General features: G+C 64.8%; 13 protein-coding genes. 3 read left to right on the top strand and 10 right to left on the bottom strand.

Annotation, left to right across the window (positions count from 1 at the left end):
* Position 1 precedes the first annotated feature (1 nt).
* The 3 genes from EHV23_RS06750 to EHV23_RS06760 all read right to left on the bottom strand — a co-directional run bounded on the left by EHV23_RS06750 (position 2) and on the right by EHV23_RS06760 (position 4,562).
* Complete coding sequence (locus tag EHV23_RS06750; RefSeq protein WP_338034496.1) at positions 2-2,125, bottom strand: ABC transporter permease; 2,124 nt, start codon at positions 2,123-2,125, stop codon at positions 2-4.
* An 8-nt stretch (positions 2,126-2,133) separates the two neighbouring features.
* The gene (locus EHV23_RS06755) at positions 2,134-3,600 is read right to left on the bottom strand and encodes an efflux RND transporter periplasmic adaptor subunit (RefSeq protein ID WP_238990311.1); all 1,467 of its coding nucleotides are present in this window, start codon (positions 3,598-3,600) and stop codon (positions 2,134-2,136) included.
* Positions 3,601-3,680: 80 nt separating this feature from the next.
* Positions 3,681-4,562, bottom strand: coding sequence for a carbohydrate kinase family protein (locus tag EHV23_RS06760; protein ID WP_125095255.1), 882 nt, complete (start codon positions 4,560-4,562; stop codon positions 3,681-3,683).
* Positions 4,563-5,117: 555 nt separating this feature from the next.
* Here EHV23_RS06760 and EHV23_RS06765 point away from each other — a divergent pair.
* Positions 5,118-5,651: an OsmC family protein gene (locus EHV23_RS06765; protein WP_125095256.1), complete on the top strand. Its 534-nt coding sequence runs from the start codon at positions 5,118-5,120 to the stop codon at positions 5,649-5,651.
* 184 nt (positions 5,652-5,835) lie between these two features.
* Positions 5,836-7,005, top strand: a complete 1,170-nt coding sequence (locus tag EHV23_RS06770) for an acyl-CoA dehydrogenase family protein (protein ID WP_125095257.1) — start codon at positions 5,836-5,838, stop codon at positions 7,003-7,005.
* 187 nt (positions 7,006-7,192) lie between these two features.
* Here EHV23_RS06770 and EHV23_RS06775 read toward each other — a convergent pair whose 3' ends face one another.
* The 7 genes from EHV23_RS06775 to EHV23_RS06805 all read right to left on the bottom strand — a co-directional run bounded on the left by EHV23_RS06775 (position 7,193) and on the right by EHV23_RS06805 (position 15,952).
* On the bottom strand, positions 7,193-8,329 hold the full coding sequence (locus EHV23_RS06775; protein WP_125095258.1) for a DegT/DnrJ/EryC1/StrS family aminotransferase: 1,137 nt from the start codon (positions 8,327-8,329) through the stop codon (positions 7,193-7,195).
* 15 nt (positions 8,330-8,344) lie between these two features.
* Entirely contained in the window at positions 8,345-8,977 is a 633-nt protein-coding gene (locus EHV23_RS16485) for a sugar 3,4-ketoisomerase (RefSeq protein WP_125095259.1), read from the bottom strand.
* Between the two features lie 180 nt (positions 8,978-9,157).
* Entirely contained in the window at positions 9,158-10,717 is a 1,560-nt protein-coding gene (locus EHV23_RS06785; protein ID WP_125095260.1) for a hypothetical protein, read from the bottom strand.
* Positions 10,718-10,793: 76 nt separating this feature from the next.
* A complete protein-coding gene (locus tag EHV23_RS06790) occupies positions 10,794-11,585 on the bottom strand; it encodes a class I SAM-dependent methyltransferase (RefSeq protein ID WP_158615869.1) in 792 nt (263 codons plus the stop codon).
* A 233-nt stretch (positions 11,586-11,818) separates the two neighbouring features.
* Entirely contained in the window at positions 11,819-12,829 is a 1,011-nt protein-coding gene (locus EHV23_RS06795; RefSeq protein WP_125095262.1) for a GNAT family N-acetyltransferase, read from the bottom strand.
* Between the two features lie 237 nt (positions 12,830-13,066).
* Positions 13,067-15,493: a hypothetical protein gene (locus tag EHV23_RS06800; protein WP_125095263.1), complete on the bottom strand. Its 2,427-nt coding sequence runs from the start codon at positions 15,491-15,493 to the stop codon at positions 13,067-13,069.
* 99 nt (positions 15,494-15,592) lie between these two features.
* Positions 15,593-15,952, bottom strand: coding sequence for a hypothetical protein (locus EHV23_RS06805; RefSeq protein WP_125095264.1), 360 nt, complete (start codon positions 15,950-15,952; stop codon positions 15,593-15,595).
* 614 nt (positions 15,953-16,566) lie between these two features.
* Between EHV23_RS06805 and adhP the strand changes: the two genes are divergently transcribed.
* On the top strand, positions 16,567-17,595 hold the full coding sequence (gene adhP, locus EHV23_RS06810) for an alcohol dehydrogenase AdhP (RefSeq protein ID WP_125095265.1): 1,029 nt from the start codon (positions 16,567-16,569) through the stop codon (positions 17,593-17,595).
* Position 17,596: the final 1 nt, after the last annotated feature.

Here is a 17,596-nt window from a genome sequence, read left to right on the forward strand (position 1 = left end):
TTCACGTCCCCGCCAGCGCCTTCACCGGGTCCAGCCGGGCCGCCTGCCGGGCCGGCATGAAGCCGAACATCACCCCGGTGCCCACGGCACAGCCAAAGGCCACCGCCGTCCCCACCCCGGAAAAGATCAGCGGCACGCCCACTGCCTTCAGCCCCAGCCCGAGCAGCACGCCGATGACCACCCCGGCCGTGCCACCCAGGCCCGTCAGCAGCACGGCTTCCACCAGAAACTGCCGCATGATGTCGGCCTGACGGGCGCCGGTGGCCATGCGGATGCCGATCTCGCCCGTGCGCTCGCGCACCGTCATCAGCATCACGTTCATCACGCCGATGCCACCCACCACCAGCGAGATGGCTGCGATCAGCCCCAGCATCAGCGTCAGCGTCCGGTCTGCATCGGCCTGCTGCTGCACCATCTGTGCCTGGTTCAGCAGGGCAAAGTCCTTGCGGCCGTGACGGGCCGTCAGCACCCGGGTTACGGCGGCCTCCGTTTCCCGCGCGTGGTGCATGTCGGCAATTTCCACGTTGATGCGGGTCAGCTCGGCCCTGCCCACCAGCCGCACGATGGCCGAGCCCAGTGGCACCACCACCTGGCTGTTGACATCATCTTCCGGAAACGGCGCTGGTTTGGGGGACAGCACACCGATCACCCGGTAGGGTACCTGGCCGACCAGAATGTCCTCGCCCACGGCCTTGCCATGGGCGCCGAACAGCGCCTTGCGCACCGTCTGTCCCAGCACGGCCACCTTGCGCAGATCGTGCTCGTCCACCGTGTCCAGCGCCACGCCCTCGCTCACCTTCCAGTTCAGTGCCTGCGCAAAATCGCGCGTGGTGGCACTGATCCGGGTCTGGAACGAACGGTTGCCATGCCGCACCACCGTGCCCGGCTGGTCGATGAAGGGTGAGGCCTGCATCACATTGGGTATGCGTCGCACGGCCTTCACATCGTCCAGCGAGAGCGGCCGCCCCTGGTGTCCTTCCGGCAGCCAGTCGCGGAACACGTAGATGGTGCGCAGCCCGTACACCTGCATCTCGGCCAGCACCTTCTCCTGCGAACCGCGCCCCACGGCCAGCATCACGATCACCGAGGCCACGCCGATGATGATGCCCAGCAGCGTCAGGGCCGTGCGCAGCCGGTTGATCCGCATCACCTGCAGCGCCGACCGGAAGATCTCGGCCAGATCGGCCCACAGGGGCAGGCGGTCGCGTGTGATGTCTGGCGCGGGTGTCGTTGTGCTGGTGAGGAAATCATGCCCGTCTGCCGGGCGACCGGCAACCCGTTCCTCCCCCACGATCCGCCCGTCGGCCATCGAGATCACCCGCTGTGCCCGGGCTGCCACCGCTGCATCGTGCGTGATCAGCACCACCGTGTGTCCGGCCGCGTGCAGCGCATCCAGCTCGTCCATCACCTGTGCGCCGCTGGCCGAGTCCAGCGCCCCGGTTGGCTCATCCGCCAGAATCACCCGGCCGCCGTTGACCAGTGCCCGGGCAATCGATACCCGCTGCTGCTGGCCGCCCGACAGCTGCCGGGGCAGATGCTGCAGCCGGTCTCCCAGCCCCAGCCGCGAGAGCAGGGTGGCTGCCCGCGTATGCCGTGCCCGCTCGGCCACACCGGCGTAGCGTGCCGGCATGGCCACGTTGTCCAGCGCCGTGGCCGTGCCGATCAGGTGATATCCCTGAAAGACGAAGCCGAACACCTCCCGCCGCAGCCGGGCCAGCGCATCGCTGTCCATTCGTGCCACGGGCTGTCCGTCGAAGCGGTAATCCCCGGCCGAGGGCCGGTCCAGGCAGCCGATGAGGTTCATCAGCGTGGTCTTGCCCGAGCCGGATGCTCCCATGATGGCCACATATTCGCCAGCCCGGATGTCCAGGTCGATGCCGTGCAGGACCTCCGTCTCCGGCACGCCATGCCGCCCGCCGAAGCGCTTGCGTATCCCGCGCAGCATGATGAGGGCAGGCGTGTCCGGGGAACGGGGCGCATCTGGTGCGTCAAATGTGCCCGATGCGTCCGGTGCGCCCGGTATGTCCGGTGCGCCCGGTGTGTCCGGCATGTCGGGCGTGTCAGGCGTATCCGGACCGGGCGCCGGCCGGTCCGTCATGGTCTGCGCGGGAAGGCGTGCATCCATGACACGTCCTACTGTGGCTGCGCGATGAAGGCGGTGCCTTCCGCACCTGCAGGGCCGTCCGTGGCCGTCCCGTCCCCCGGGGCCACGTTCAGCACCACCTCATCACCCTCGGTCAGTCCCTCCAGCACCTCGCCCTGCACCAGATCGGTCACGCCGATCCGTACCGGGTGTGTCGCCACCTGGCCATCGGGTTGCCGTACACGCGCCTCGTACTGTCCGGACCCTGTCCCGGGCAGCCGGGTCAGGGCGGCCATCGGCACCGTCAGGACGCCGGATGCCGACTGTGCCACGAACGACACCTGGGCCGTCATCTGGGGGCGCAGCAGGCGGTCGGTGTTCTCCACATCGAAGAGGGCCGTGTAGGTCACCACGCCCGATCCGCTGCTCCCGCCGCCGTCCTGACCCCCTTCACCCGAGGCGCTGCCGGCCGGCATGTCCGGTGCCGGCAGCACCTGTCGTACCGTGCCGTGCCAGCGCCGGGGTTCGGCCTCCTCATGTCCCTGCCTTGCCGTCAGCAGCGTGAACCACACCGGCATGCCGGCGTGCACCCCCTGCACATCGGCTTCCGAGACGCGCGTGCGCACCGTCATCGTGCCCAGGTCGGCAATCCGCATCACCCGTGGTGTCTGGTAGGTGGCGTTGAGCGTCTGCCCCTCACGGGCATCCAGTCCGGTTACCGTCCCGTCCATCGGTGCATAGATGCGGGTGTAGGACAGGCGCGTTTCCTCGGCCCGCAGCGTGGCCCGGGTTTCCCGCATGCGCGCCTGCAGGCTGGCGATCCGCGCCTGCGCCAGTTCCACCTGGGCCTCGGCGTTTTCCAGATCTTCCTGTGTGACGGCCTCCTGCTTCAGCAGATGCCGCCGGCGCTGCAGCTGCCGGCGTGCCTGTCGCTCCAGCACCTGCTGCTCGTGCAGCTGGGCCTGCAGGGAAGCCAGCGAGGCCCGGGCGCCGTCCACCACCGCCTGCTGCACGTCGGGATCGATTTCCAGCAGCAGCTGACCGCGTTTGACGGTGTCGCCGATCTGTACGTGAATGTGCTTGACCTGGCCCGATACCTGCGCCCCCACATCCACCGAGCGCCGTGGCTCCAGTGTGCCCGTGGCCGTCACCAGCAGCTCGATGTCGCCGTGTGTCACCTGCGCCACCGGCGGTGGTTCATCGGCCGGCTGCAGCCACCACCAGCCACCGCCTGCGAGCAGGGCGACCAGCAGCAGCACGGCAACCCCGCATCCCCAGCGCCGCCGGGGTGGCGGGGCATTCACCGACATCGTTGCCTGCTCGGCCGCCTCGTCAGAAGAGGGCCTGCCGGCAGAGGCAGCGGTACCGGATGAGGTTCCGGCCATCGTATCGGCTGTTGCAGCGACTGTTGAAGCTGCTGTCGTGGCGGCTGTTGCGCCGGATGAAGGGATGCCTGTGCCGGGTGTGGGTGTTCCGGTGGCCGGGGCAGGCATGCCGGTCTTGGATAGGGCGGTCATGGTGGCGGAGAAACGGCGGGATCATCGCTCCATGTAACGCCCTGTATCGGTTTTGTGTTGACCCAAAAATCACATCCCGCTCATACCGGATGCCGGAACCGCTCGATCTCTTCCAGGGTGATTTCCGGCGTGGGGCCGATGCGTGCCGCCACCATGGCGCCCAGTGCGCAGGCAAAATCCAGGCACTCGTCCGGCGTGGCACCGTTGAGCAGCTTGTAGATCAGGCCAGCCAGGAAGCTGTCGCCCGAGCCCACCGTGTCGGCCACATCCACCCGAAAGCCCGTGTGGAAGAACATCTGGTCGTCGATGAACAGCAGCGCGCCGTGCCCACCCAGCGTCACGCACAGTCTGTCGGTGTTCGTGAGCCTGGCCAGGAAACGGACGTTCTGGTCGATCGAGCGATGCTTCGAACCGTAGGCCACGGCCAGCTCGTACAGCTCGTCGTCGTTGAGCTTGACCAGATCGGCCACCTTCATCAGTTCCAGCACCCGCTCGGGCGTGTAGTGCGGCGGCCGCAGGTTCACGTCGAACACCTTGAAGGTGGCCTTGTCCAGCATGGCCATCAGGGAGGTGCGCGAGAACGGATCCCGTGCACACAGGCTGCCGAAGATGAAGGCGTCCGACTCTGCCACCCGCTGCAGCGCGTCCTCGGCCACCTCGATCCGGTCCCAGGCGCAGGGGTGCACGATGTCGTAGGTGGCCACGCCGCAGTTGTTGATGCTCACTTCCACCAGGCTGGTGGCCTGGTCCGGACACACCTGCAGGAAGCGTGTCGAGACCTTCTTGTCCTCGATCTGCTGCTGCAGCTCCTCGCCGTTGTCGTCCCTGCCGCGGCTGCTGATGATGGCCGTGTCCACGCCCAGCGAACGCAGCCGCACCAGAATGTTCAGTGGTGCACCGCCCAGTTTCTTGCCGCTGGGCAGGTTGTCCCACAGCACTTCGCCAAAGCTCGTGACTTTCATGACGGTCCTTTTTTGTGTGATTGAGGAGGTGGCAGCCGGGGGCCCGCGCAACGACCCCGCCGGGCGCCAGCATGAGCCAGCATGACCGTGCCGGTGGCAGCCTGAAACCATCAGGGATCCTGCCGTCCTGTCCAGCGCCCCATGGGGTTTTGCGGGGACGAATGTGTCCATGACACGCGCCGATCCACCCGCGCCGGTCATGTCCCGACCATCCTTCCATGAATCTACCCCACTTTGGCGTTGCGCCTGCCGAAAAACCCGTCTCTGTTCAAGCACGTTTTTTGCATATGCATATCCGGAATACGTGCCAGTGTGCTGCCAGAATCCACCCGTCGTCGTTTCCATCTTAAGGATTGATTGCGGAGCCGCCCGGATCGTGCGGCCGCCATGGGACAGCCGTCCGTCGTACGGACAGGCCGAAGGGGGGCAGCAGCAGGCGGTCTCCGGAATGGCCTGCTCACGACAGGGCAGTACGCCAGTCTGGACAGGGCCGTACACCAGCTCTCCGGAACGCCATCACCTGCTTCATCACATTTGCCAGAAAGGAATTTCACCATGACCGAAACCGTCAAAACCTATCTCCGCCCCATCGACCGTGAAGGCCTGCTCGGCTTTGCCGAGAAGGGCCGTGCCGAACCCGAGCGCCGTGGCACCAACAAGGTCCACACCGTCATGGAAGGCCAGTACCGCTCGCTGAGCTACGTGGGTGATCACGAGGCCGTCGTCGTCGACGAGCCGCTGCACCTGTTCGGCCAGAACACCGCGCCGGCCCCCGGCGAGATCGTTCTCTCCGCCCTGGGCGGCTGCCTGGGTGTTGGCATTACCGCGGTGGCCACGCTGCGCCAGGTCAAGCTGAGCAAGCTGGAACTCTTCCTCGAAGGCGACATCGGCAACACGGCCGCCTGGGGTGCCGGCGGCGCCGAGCGCAAGCCCGAGCAGATGGGCTTTCAGGAAGTGCGCGTGAAAGTGGTCATCGAAGGGGATGCCACCCGCGAAGAACTGGATGACATCGTCCAGCATGCCAACTTCTACTCGCCGGTAGCCAACACCATCCGCAACCCGGTCAAGTTCAGCATCGGCCTGGCCTGATTCAGCATCGGCGGTGGGCGGGATGTGCGCCCGCCTGCCATGCATCACCGGGCGTTTGCCGGAACGGGTCTGCGTACCTCGCCGCCGCCCATCCAACGACTCCATCCCCATCACCGATCCAGCACCTCTGCCGTGAACCATGCCGGGCACGGTGGTGGGCTGCCTCCGGGAGAATCACACCATCATGTCTTCCTCCGCTATGGATAAACCCGCCAGCGCCGACGTCCTGTCCCTGGCCGACGATATCGACCGCCCCGACCGGGAGACGCTGCTGGCTGCCGTGCGCGAGATCGCGCGGGGGCCGGTGACTGCCCAGGCCGAAAGCGTCGACCGCGGCTTCTACCCCGAGGAGGTGCTGCGCCAGCTGGGCGAAGTGGGCGCCTTCCGTGCCCACCTGGCCGGCCTGCCGGGCGGTCCGGACTACGTCACCGCCATCGAGGCGCTGGCCGAGGTCTCGAAAGCCTGTGCCTCCACCGGTTTCGTGTACTGGTGCCAGCTGGCAGCCACGCTGTTTGCCGAGCGCACGCCCAACGCCGAAGCCTTCCACGATACGCTGCTCGAACTGGCCACCGGCGAGGCGCTGGGCGGCACCGGCATCTCCAACGCCATGAAGAGCATTGCCGGCCTGGAAGAGAACAGTCTGAAGGCCCGTCCCGATGGCGATGGCTTCATCGTCGATGGCCTGCTGCCGTGGGTGAGCAACCTGGGGCCGGATCACTACTTCGGCGCCATGGCCGTGGTCGACACCCCCGAAGGGCCGAAGGAAGTGATGTTCCTGGCCAACGGGGAGGATGCCGGCGTGTCGTTCTCGCGCTGCCCGACTTTCTCTGGTCTGGAAGGCACGGCCACACTGAGCGTCAGCTTCAGGGGCTACCGGGTGCCGGCCCGCAACGTGCTGGCGTATCCCGCCCGACCGTTCGTGGGCCATATCTGCTCGGCCTTCGTACTGCTGCAGTGTGGCGTGGGCTGGGGCATCATTCAGGGGGCCATCGATTCGATCCGCGAAGTGGCAGGCCAGCAGAATGGCGTGAACGACTTCCTGGATGACCAGCCGGATGCCCTGCAGGCCGAGCTGGATGCCATCGTTGCCCGTGTGGCCAGCCTGGCCGGTGAACTGTTCCAGGGGCGCAAGGATCTGTTCATCGATGTGCTGACCGTCCGTGCCGAAGCCGCCGTACTGGCGCTGCGTGCCACCCAGGCTGCGCTGCTGCACCAGGGCGCCCGTGGCTACCTGATGAACTCGCCGGTGCAGCGCCGGGTGCGCGAGGCCCAGTTCGTGGCCATCGTCACGCCGGCCATCAAGCACATCCGCAAGGAGATCGAACGCCAGAAAGCACTGCTGGCGGCAGCCTGACGAGGTCTTCGGTTACGCTGGTTTCCGGAAAGGTTTGCATCGGACCCTTTCCACGACCGTGACCAGAGGTTTTCGGTCCATAGTCGTACGAAACCTTCGACGTACACATGGTCTCCGGGGGCGGGCATATCGGTAATCCCCGGAGGCCGTCGTTTTCTGGCGGCTCTGGCGGGCTCTGGCAGGCGCTTCAGCCGGTTGGCTGCAGTGTCCGGCACACGCTGCGCACCCCGTCGATCACGCGCAGCACCTGCTGGTCCGACAGGGTCGGATCCATCGGCAGACTCAGCAGGGTGGCGGCGTATTCCTCGGCCAGCGGGAATGACCGCTGGCTGACCGGCTGGTCCGCATAGGCCTGCTGGCGGTGTACCGCCGTCGGATAGTGGATCAGCGTCTGGATGCCCCGCTCGGCCAGTCCGGCCGCCAGCCGGTCGCGCTGCGGATGACGCACCACGAACAGATGCCAGGCCGAACGGATGCGGGCATCGTCGGCCAGCGGCAGTACCAGACCGGGCAGACCCTGCAGCCCCAGCCGGTAGCTGGTGGCAATGTCGCGGCGGCGATGGTTGTCCTGATCCAGCGTCTTCAGCTTTTCGTACAGGAACGCCGCCTGCAGTTCGTCCATCCGCGAATTGAAGCCAGCCAGCTCGTTGACGTACTTCTTCTCCGACCCATAGTTGCGCAGCATGCGTACCCGGTGCGCCAGCGCATCGTCATCGGTCGTGACCGCACCGGCGTCGCCCAGTGCCCCCAGATTCTTGCCCGGATAGAAGCTGAAGCCGGCCGCATTCCCCAGATGCCCGGCCTTCACGCCATCCAGCGTGCTCCCGTGCGCCTGCGCCGCATCTTCCAGCACCGGCAGCCCGTGACGCTGCGCGATGACACGAATCTCCGGCAGGTGATCGGCCGGCCGGCCGTACAGGTGCACGACGATGATCGCCTTCGTGCGCGGCGTGATGGCCGCTTCCACCTGCGCCGGATCCATGTCCCAGCAGCCCGGCAGCGGCTCGACCGGTACCGGCGTGGCCCCCGTGTGGCTGATCGCCAGCCAGGTGGCAATATAGGTGTGGCTGGGCACGATCACCTCGTCACCCGGCCCGACCCCCCAGGCATGCAGCACCAGGTGCAGCGCCTCCAGCCCGTTGCCCACCGACACACAGTGCCTCACCCCGCAGTACGCTGCAAAGGCGCGCTCGAAGGCGGCGGTCTCCTCGCCCAGCAGCACCCAGCCGCTGTCGAGCACCCGCTCGAAGGCTTCGCGGAACGCCAGCCGGTGACGGTCGTTGATGCCTTTCAGGTTCAGGAAGGGGATGGGGGCGGTGTTCATCGTCTGGCTCGGGAATCAGGTGATGTTCAGGACCAGTTCGTCATCGAACGTGCCTGTGTCTTTCTGGTGGGTGGCCGGAGTATTCAGCAGCATCACACCTGCTTCCCGGTGGGCGTCCGTGGCCTGTTCGATGCCTGTCGCGCCTGCGGCATGCACGGCCGCGGTTGCATGCACCGGCATCACATGATTCACCGTGCTGCCGGCATCGACGGCCGGGGGCGTGTGATGGTGCTGCGCCCGGAAGCGCGTATGAACCTGCAGCATGAAATCACTGTAGTTGCGCAGGTAATCGCCCTCGTCATACACCTCGGAGGCCAGCACCATGCACACACTGCCGGAAGAGAAATTGTCCAGTTCACGCCAGGTCATCGGCGGAATGTAGAGTCCCTCGTAGGAGCGGTTCAGGTGGTAGCGCTTGCGGTCGAAACCGTCGTCCAGCACGATGTCGAAGCTGCCGGACATGGCAATCACGAACTGGTGAAGGTTCAGGTGCGCATGCCCGCCGCGTTCCGAGCCACCGGGCACGTCGTACAGGTAATAGACACGCCGGATATCGAACGGAATCTGGCGGCCGCCTTCCACGAAGGTCAGGTTGCCGCGCGGATCATGAATTTTCGGCAGCTGGAGAGTGACGCAGTCGACCAGCATGATGAAATCCCCTGAAGAACGGTCGGTCACCGGGCGGCAGGCGATGCGACAACGCCCACCATCCCCTGCGACGGGTTGCAGAAACGTCTGTTTTTTCCAGCGCCTTTTCCAGTGTTGGCGCTGGGGGCCATCGGGAACGCATGCGTTCCCGCACCGAACCCCGCCTGCTTCATGTGCGCTTCAGTGCGCAAGCGTCTCCGCCAGCGGTTGCAGCGTTCTGGCTTCGCGTTCTGTACCCCGGGCGGCATCCAGCCGGTGCGCCACCTGCAGCCCCTGCACGATCTGGTCGGACAGGCCAAAGGCGAACGGGCCGGCCGCAGCCCCCATCGGTTCGATGCCGGGCAGCGCGTCCACCATCTGGGCGCGCGCTTCCAGGAAGGTCTCCACCGCAGCCCGGGTGGGCAGCGGCAGGGCACCCTCGAAACGTTTCAGCTCGAACGCTTCCGGACGCGTGCCCGGGGCGACGATGCCCATCGTCGCCAGGTCCTTCAGCATGGCGTGCATCGCCGCGTTTTCGTCGAGCAGGCTCAGACCATGGTGGCCCATGAAGCGGTTTGGGTTGGCTTCCACCACCAGCTGCATGCAGCCGTCCTCGGTGGGTGTACCGCAGGCGGTGCTGTTGGTCACCCGGTAGATGCCCGTATCGTCGTCTACCGCGTGCAGCACGCTGATCACGTTCCAGATCTGGCTTTCGGCAATCCGGAAGAAGCCCAGCATCAGCGGCAGGCGGTCGCGGTTCTCCGGCGGCGCTTCCAGACCGGCCGCGGCCATGCCCCGGTTGGGAGTCATCGCCCAGCCCAGCCGTTTGGCCACGATTTCGCCCCTGCCGGCCACATCGACCACGAAGTGCGTGGCCGTACGGCGCACACGCTGGATGGGGGCTTCGATCAGCTCGATCATCGAGTGGTTTCTTGCCAGCAGGGCCAGATGCTGGACCAGGCCGGCAATCGTGCCCTGCACCGGATAATTGAAAACGGTCGGCGGCAGATTGCCGCTTTTGCCGTGGGTGGTGAGCGAGGCCAGCAATGTCTGCGGCCAGTACATCGGCAGCCAGGGCAGACGATGATAGAGCGCCATCAGATGGCTGGCATCGCGGTTCATCACCTGCCGGGCAAAGGGGGCGAACAGCGTCTGGTGCAGCGTGGGGCCGTGGATGCGGCGCGAAACCGTATCGGCATTGAAGGCAATGTCGCCGGGCGGCAGACGGTTCCAGCCTTCGGCGGCGGACCCATCGAGCGGCCAGGCCGCCTTGTTGGCCGGATGCCAGGGCGTGACATCGGCATGCACCTGACGGTCGATCACCGCCAGCTCGCGGTGAATGGCGGCCGAGTTGGACAGATGGTGCAGGGCGCCGATGCCGTTGCCGAGCATCATGTCGGGCAGCAGCTTGCCATCCACCCACATGCGCGGCGTGCTCACCGCGTGGGTGGTCTGCAGGCTCTGGACGTAGCGGCGGATGATGCCGGTGAAGCGGCCCACGTCGTTGCGCTTCATCGGGTCATAGCTGTCCAGGCGCGGCGTGTGCGAGGGCTCGGCAAACGAGCTGAATTCGTACAGGACCATGCCGCCATCGACGCGTTTGCCCAGGGCGTCGATGCCGGCAAAATAGCCACCCAGCGGGCCGCCGGTGTTGATGATGGTGGTGGGTAGTCCCTTGTGGGCACGTTCGGTGGCCGCAATCAGGACGGACAGGGCGTTGCCGGCCAGAACCAGCGGACGGGAGGAAATGGGGTTTTTCATGGTGTGCAGATCGTTCGGTGAGCGTTGAAACGTTTTCCCGGCGTTTCAGGCAAATCAGGTGTTTGGTGGTGCAGGATCACCCGAAACCGGGCCGGTCGGCGGGTTTCAGGTTCAGGTAGATTTCCGAGCCAAGCCCGGGCAGGTGTTTTTCCAGACCCATCAGGCCATCGAGCATGCGGTCATCCATCACGCCCACATCCATCAGCGTCTGCATCTGGCGGTGCGTGAAGGGTTTGATGAAATACGAGCCCTGGCCTACGATGTCGTAGCCTGCGGCGTGGCAGAGGTCCGCAAGGCTCTGCAAATCGAAGGTGGTGTGCTGCTGCAGGGTGCGTTGCCGCTCCGACAGCGCGTACAGGTCGTCGATCAGCCCCATCTCCAGCGCCAGCAGGCGGTGCAGCGAACGGGCATTGGGTACGTTCACGTGCAGGCGTGTGGTGGGCGTGCACAGAGGACGCAGGGCGCGGAGCAGGGTGAGCGGCGCCGGAATTTCATGCAGCAGACCCGACACCAGAATGGCGTCGAACCGCATGTCCGACAGGGGCGCCTGTGTGGCCGCATGTTCGAGCAGCGCCTCGATGACCTGGATGCGTCCATCATCACCCGCCAGCTCACGCGCATGGGTGGCAAACCGGGCACCGGGTTCGACAATGGTCATCTGTTCGAATCCGGGATACACCGTGAAAATCGGCGCCATGCCGCACCCCACTTCCAGAATGCGTCGTGCCTGCCAGGTGCGCAGGGTGGTCAATACCACCCGCTTGCGCAGTTCTGCCTGGGTCGGCTCGAAGGATGCCGCCAGATACGACGTCTGGTAGCGTTCCATGTCGCGGTCTGCGGCGGAAGGGATGAGGGAGGGCGTTTCCATGCGGGCTGCCATGTGTTGCGGGCTGGCAGCCATGGTGCCGTGCAGGAGAGGCAGGCAGGAGGTCCGCCGTACCGGTGGCGGCCTTTTGCCGTTCGGACGGCAGCCGGGTGATGCCGGAATCAGACAGAAGGATGGCTGTGTCCGAGAAATGTGCCGTTTGGCGTATCGCGGGTCAGGAACGCGTCATGGGCTCATTCAACCCCGTGCGTGGCGAAACATGCCACGACACGCGTTCAGTGCGTGAGATCGAGCACCAGCGTCTGCAGAATGGTGGTTCGTGCGCCGAACATTTCCTTGTGGCGCACCAGTCCCTCGTTGAGCACGGCACCGCCTTCGGTGGTGCAGGTACCAAAACTGGACCAGCGCTGGCCGCGCTGGCGGGCGTCCCCGATGGCCTGCTCCAGAACGGCATGCTGGGCGCGGGATTCGAAACCTTCCGGCGCCGAGGCCAGATACTGGGTGTGCGTGACGCCGTCGTAATGGAACAGCACGATGCCGGCATGCAGGGTGCGCCGGCCCCGTGCATCGGCCGGCCCCCAGCCACCCAGCACTTCCAGTTGCGGGAAATTTGCCGCGAGCCGCCCGATTTCGGCCAGGCTGTGCACCGGCTCCACGCCATGACGACGCTGCAGGGTATTGGCCAGCAGGGGCCAGTAGTCGGCCCAGGTACACGGGGCCACCGTGATGCCGTGCCGTGCAGCGATGTTCAGCGCCCGGTTCTTCTGGCTGGAGGCGGGGGAGGGGCGTTCCAGATCCAGTGTGCTGGAGAACAGCACCTGACTCACCCGCGCCCCCAGCCGGTGCAGCGCATAGAGGTCATCCTCGCTGGGCAGACGATGATAGATGTGGGGCGTGGCCCGGTAGTGCAGGGCTGCAAAACCCTGTTCCTTCAGCCAGCCGGCCAGCTGCTGCATGAGGGCGGGCACATGCTCGCCACCCAGTTTGGGGTCCATCACGAGGCCGCCGAAGGTCAGGCCACCGTGGCTGATGCAGATGTCACCTTCTGTTGGTGCACCGTCACCGGATTCCCGGCCACCGGTCGGGTGTTTCCGGTGCGCCGGCAGGATGGCCACGATTTTGCCCTGCCTGTTGCCGCTGCGGATGATGACCGAGGCATCCTCGAAGCGGTCGGCATGGTAGTCCATGTACGCGCGCTCGAACAGGAACACGCCATTTCGGCTTTTTCGGACGAACTCGTCCCAGGCCGGTCGGTCGATGGAGGTATAGGGGTGGATGCTGAACATGCTGCACACGGGGAAGGACGCTGGCCCAGTCCCGGAGATGGACCGGGGGATGGTGCCGATCATGGCACGGCGGCCGTGCAACGGGCCGTGCGTGCGGGACGGCATGGTCCGTTACCGGACCAACGGTGGTGCAGCGTGCAGTCAGCGGCGTCGGGTGATGCTTCATGGCGACACGGTGTGCCCTGTCGCCGTCGTTTCTGCCCCCGAGGCATCCCATGTGTTCTGGCAGGGGCCGGCTCAGGCGCCCATGGATTCACCCTGGTTCAGCTCTTTCAGTTTTTTCACAAACACATGCTGCGAAAAGCATTGTTCGTAGAACTGCCGGGCGCGCTGGCTGGCCTCCTCCACTCGTGGTTTGAGCGTTCCGAGTCGTGCCAGCAGCTCAGGAATGTTCTGCCAGGCCAGATCCAGATCGGCGTAGGACGAATAATCGGCCAGCAGGGAATCTTCGTGAAAACCATTGAATGGCAGCACCGGGTAGCCACAGCCGTGTGCCTCCACGGCACCACGTCCGCCGGACATGGGGGCAGAACCGATGTAGGCATGTGCGTCCAGCGTCTTGAGTGTCTGCCAGAGCGAGGGCACCTGACCGTGCCATACCCAGCGTGCAGGGTCGATGCCCTGTTCGCGCAGGTGCGCCCTGATCAGCCCGATGGTATGTTCATCAAGTTTGCCAATGTGGTGGAAGCGGCCGTCGATTTTCTTCAGCACAGCCGCCACGATGTGCTTCAGGGCGAGGGGGCCGGTCTGGACGAACTTGCCCTCTCGTCCCGCCGTGACCACCGAGAATGGTTTTTCGTCCGAAACCGGAAGGGGCGCGCGCGCGCCCTGGTCCCTGACGTACAGCGGCAGCCAGCTGCTCTGGATATGCAGCGCGCAGCCGCAGCGCTGCTGCAGTGAGGCTGTCAGGTCCACGTGGTGGATGCCAGGCAGCGTGCAGCCCAGTGCTGGCGTGTGATCGGCATGGTGCACGAAATAGCGTCGGACATGAGGTGCGTCATACGCAAGCGAGCCCACAAAGGCCACGGGATCCTGCTGGTGCGTCATGTACCAGACCGATGCCGGCTGGTAGTGCTCGCAGCGTTCGGCCAGCTGATGGGCCTTTTGCCACAGCGTTCCCGGATCCAGCACGATGACCCTGGCCCGGGCTAAGCGCCTGCGCATCCATTGTTTCATTTCGGCTTCCACGTCACCGATGCGACCAAACAGGTTGGTCAGCACGAGAACCGGGTTGGGCAGGTGATTGACCAGATCCTCCAGCACCCGGCTGTGTCCCCCCGTGTTCTCGTAAACATCACTGGCGATGAGCAGCGTGCATGTCGAGGCTTTGGAGGCCGGCCGTGCAGGGCGCAGACGACCGGCGGCCTGACGTTCCTGCTTCAGGCGTTCGGCCAGCTTCAGGATCCGTGCATCGAGTGCCGGATAGTACAGCCCGTACTCGATCATCCCGGGCTGCAGAAAGTGATCCGTCACGCGCTGCACCATGGTCAGCAGGGCAAGGCCCGGCTGATCCTCTGCCAGCATCTGGTCGATGTCGAAGCACAGGTCCGGCATCATCTGGAACAGTGGTGCGGGCCTGCTGGCATCATGACGGCAATCATTTGCTTGCAAACCATCGGGTCTGGGGGCGGCCTGTTTTTCCCGTCCGGATGTTTCCTCTGTGGATGCCACCGTGTCGGGGGACACCACCATCACGTGGCGGGGAACATCCGGCACCCAGGGCAGGGGCATGCGGGGGCCAATGCAGCGGTCCTGGTCATCACAGGCCAGCATGGTGTCCCGCTGGGCCTGCCAGACACCCCTGGCAAAGCCCACGAGGTCGGCATATTCCGCAATGGGGTCCACCGTCCGGAAAATCTCCAGCTGCTGGCGGCTCACGTCGAAATAGAGGTCCGTGTCGAATTCCTGCGCAAACAGCGGTTCCAGTTGGCCATCCTCGAACCAGGTCACACAGGTATCGAAGACCGGGCCGGCGCTGGTATTGGGCAGCCGTTCCGACAGGACGGGTGTTCCCAGTGACAGACTCATGAAGGCACGCACCTGCTCGAAGCGGGCCGTGTCGTAGAAATGCAGATTCAGCAATCCCCTGGCCTGCAGTACCAGGCTGTTGCGCGCCGCTCCGTAAATGGGACGGGCCTGCAGGTGCACGGTTCGGCCCGTGGCCTGGATGCGCTCGAGCAGTTCCTGCCGGCGCTTGTTCACACTGCCAATGAACAGCAGATCCAGCGGCCGTTTCTCCAGGGGCAGGGCGTCGTACGGCCCGGGCTTCATCCAGCCGGCATGGCCGAAGGACACGAGGGGGACATCCTCGGGATGATCGGTGTAGGCGGGTGGGTTATGAGGGTTGTAGTCCACCACCACGGCTGCCCGGAGCAGCCGGAGATAATCCGGGTCGAGGCGGGCACCGCCCTGGCCTGTCTGTTCGAGGTTGACGATGATGCAGCTGTGCGTCTGCAGCAGCCGGGCGTCAAAGCCGAGATGGGCGCCGAACACGAAATTGACGGCGTCGTGGCGCAGCAGGTTGCGGGCCAGCGTGACCTTCTGGCCGAGGCGGGTGAACTGCCAGTAGAAATACTGGGCAGGGTCCAGCAGGGCGTCGCCATGGAGGTAGCCCGGCGGATTGATCAGGCAGAGGTGGATTGCCGGGAGCTGTTGCTGTGCCATGTACGCGCCTTTCCGCAGGTTGTCCTTGGGGGCCACTGTAGCCGGGAGGCTGGCGGCGTGAGGTGCGGAAAAGCGCCGGTATTGGGCCGGTTATCGGGATCAGCCCTTCACGATCTCCACCGGACCGTGGTCGTCGCAGTGGTCGCCATGCGGGTGATGCAGGCGGCCGTTGACGATGTAGTCGATGTGGTCGCCGTGGGGAACGGCTTCGTGGCCGCAGCCGGGGCCGTGAACGTGGCCCGGCTCGTGGCCTTCGCAGGGCTGGCCGGCCGTGCAGCGGTCCGGATTGGTTTCGGTCACGCCAATGACGTGCTCGTCGACGTGATCGCCATGCGGGTGGTGCAGGTGACCATCGTGCACATAGTCGATATGGCCTTCGTGGCGGATGGCGGTATGGCCGCAGCCGGGGCCGTGGGTGTGGTCGTGATGCTCGTGGTGAGGCAGGTTGCAGGTGCTCATGGCGGTACTCCTCATTGTTTGTCCGAATGCGAACTGCTCATTATATCCTCCCAGGATTTGTGGTGTGAGGTCCGGGTCCGTACTGAAAGCGTTCATAACACGCTCTGAATCGGTCTGCGGATTTGTTGTGCACGGGGTGTCGTTACTTTATATCTATATATGTGGATTGATGGTGCATGGAGTATCGTTACTTTATATCCATATATGGGGCTGCCGCGCACAGGTTATCTTGTATCCGGGTGCAGGTTTACCATGCATGAAATAACGTTACTTTATATCAGGATGTGGGTTTGCAGTGCATGGAAAGCCGTTACCTTATATCCGGATACCCGTGGCCGGACGCGGATGGCCGCTTCACATCAGGATACGGATGTGCGATGGCTTCGTATCTGGATACGGTCGCGTGATAGATGTAGTGTCGATACTGTATATCAGATTATCAATACGATATATCGTCATGCGTGCAAAGAAAAGGCAGCATCCCATAAAAGGCAACATCCCATACCATTACCGAAAAAGGGGAAAAGGTCATTGGGTGCATAATGGACCGCACGTGCTCGCCCTTGCTGTTTCGGGCCCGTCTGTACATGTCTGTATATTCAAGGAGACATTCCATGAGCAAGACCATGAAAGCCGCTGTCGTCCACGAATTCGGCAAGCCGCTGAAAATCGAGGAAGTTCCGGTTCCCACACCGAACGATGACCAGATCCTGGTGAAGATCGAGGCCTCCGGTGTCTGCCATACCGACCTGCACGCAGCCGATGGTGACTGGCCGGTCAAGCCCAATCCGCCCTTCATTCCGGGCCACGAAGGGGCCGGTGTGGTGGTGCAGGCCGGTCGCAATGTAAAACATGTGAAGGAAGGCGACCGTGTCGGCCTGCCCTGGCTCTACAGTGCCTGCGGCTACTGCGTGCATTGTCTGGGTGGCTGGGAAACCCTGTGCGAGAAGCAGGAGAACTCCGGCTATTCGGTCAATGGCAGCTTTGCCGAGTATGTGGTGGCCGATCCCAACTATGTGGGCCATCTGCCGGCCAACGTCAGCTCGGTGGACATCGCGCCCGTGCTTTGCGCCGGCGTTACCGTCTACAAGGGCCTGAAGATGACCAACGCCAAGCCGGGCGACTGGGTGGTGATCTCCGGCGTCGGCGGCCTGGGGCACATGGCGGTGCAGTACGCGAAGGCGATGGGCTTCAACGTGGCGGCCGTGGATGTGGCCAACGACAAGCTGGCACTGGCCAAACGGCTGGGCGCCACCGTGGTGGTCAATGCCATGGAAACCGATCCGGCGGCCTGTCTGCAGAAGGAGATCGGCGGGGCTCATGGCGTGCTGGTCACGGCCGTGTCGCGCAAGGCCTTCGAGCAGGCGCTGGGCATGGTGCGCCGGGGCGGCACCATCTCGCTCAATGGCCTGCCGCCGGGTGACTTCCCGCTGCCGATCTTCTCGATGGTGCTCAACGGCATCACGGTGCGTGGTTCCATCGTCGGGACCCGTCTGGATCTGCAGGAGTCGCTCGAATATGCGGCTGCCGGCAAGGTCAAGGCCACCATCAAGACGGAGAAGATCGAAGCCATCAACGACATCTTTGCCCGCATGCACAAGGGGCAGATCGAAGGTCGTATCGTGCTGGACATGGCGCTGTGAT

Source organism: Lautropia dentalis (genome assembly GCF_003892345.1).
GTDB classification, from domain to species: Bacteria; Pseudomonadota; Gammaproteobacteria; order Burkholderiales; family Burkholderiaceae_E; genus Lautropia; species Lautropia dentalis.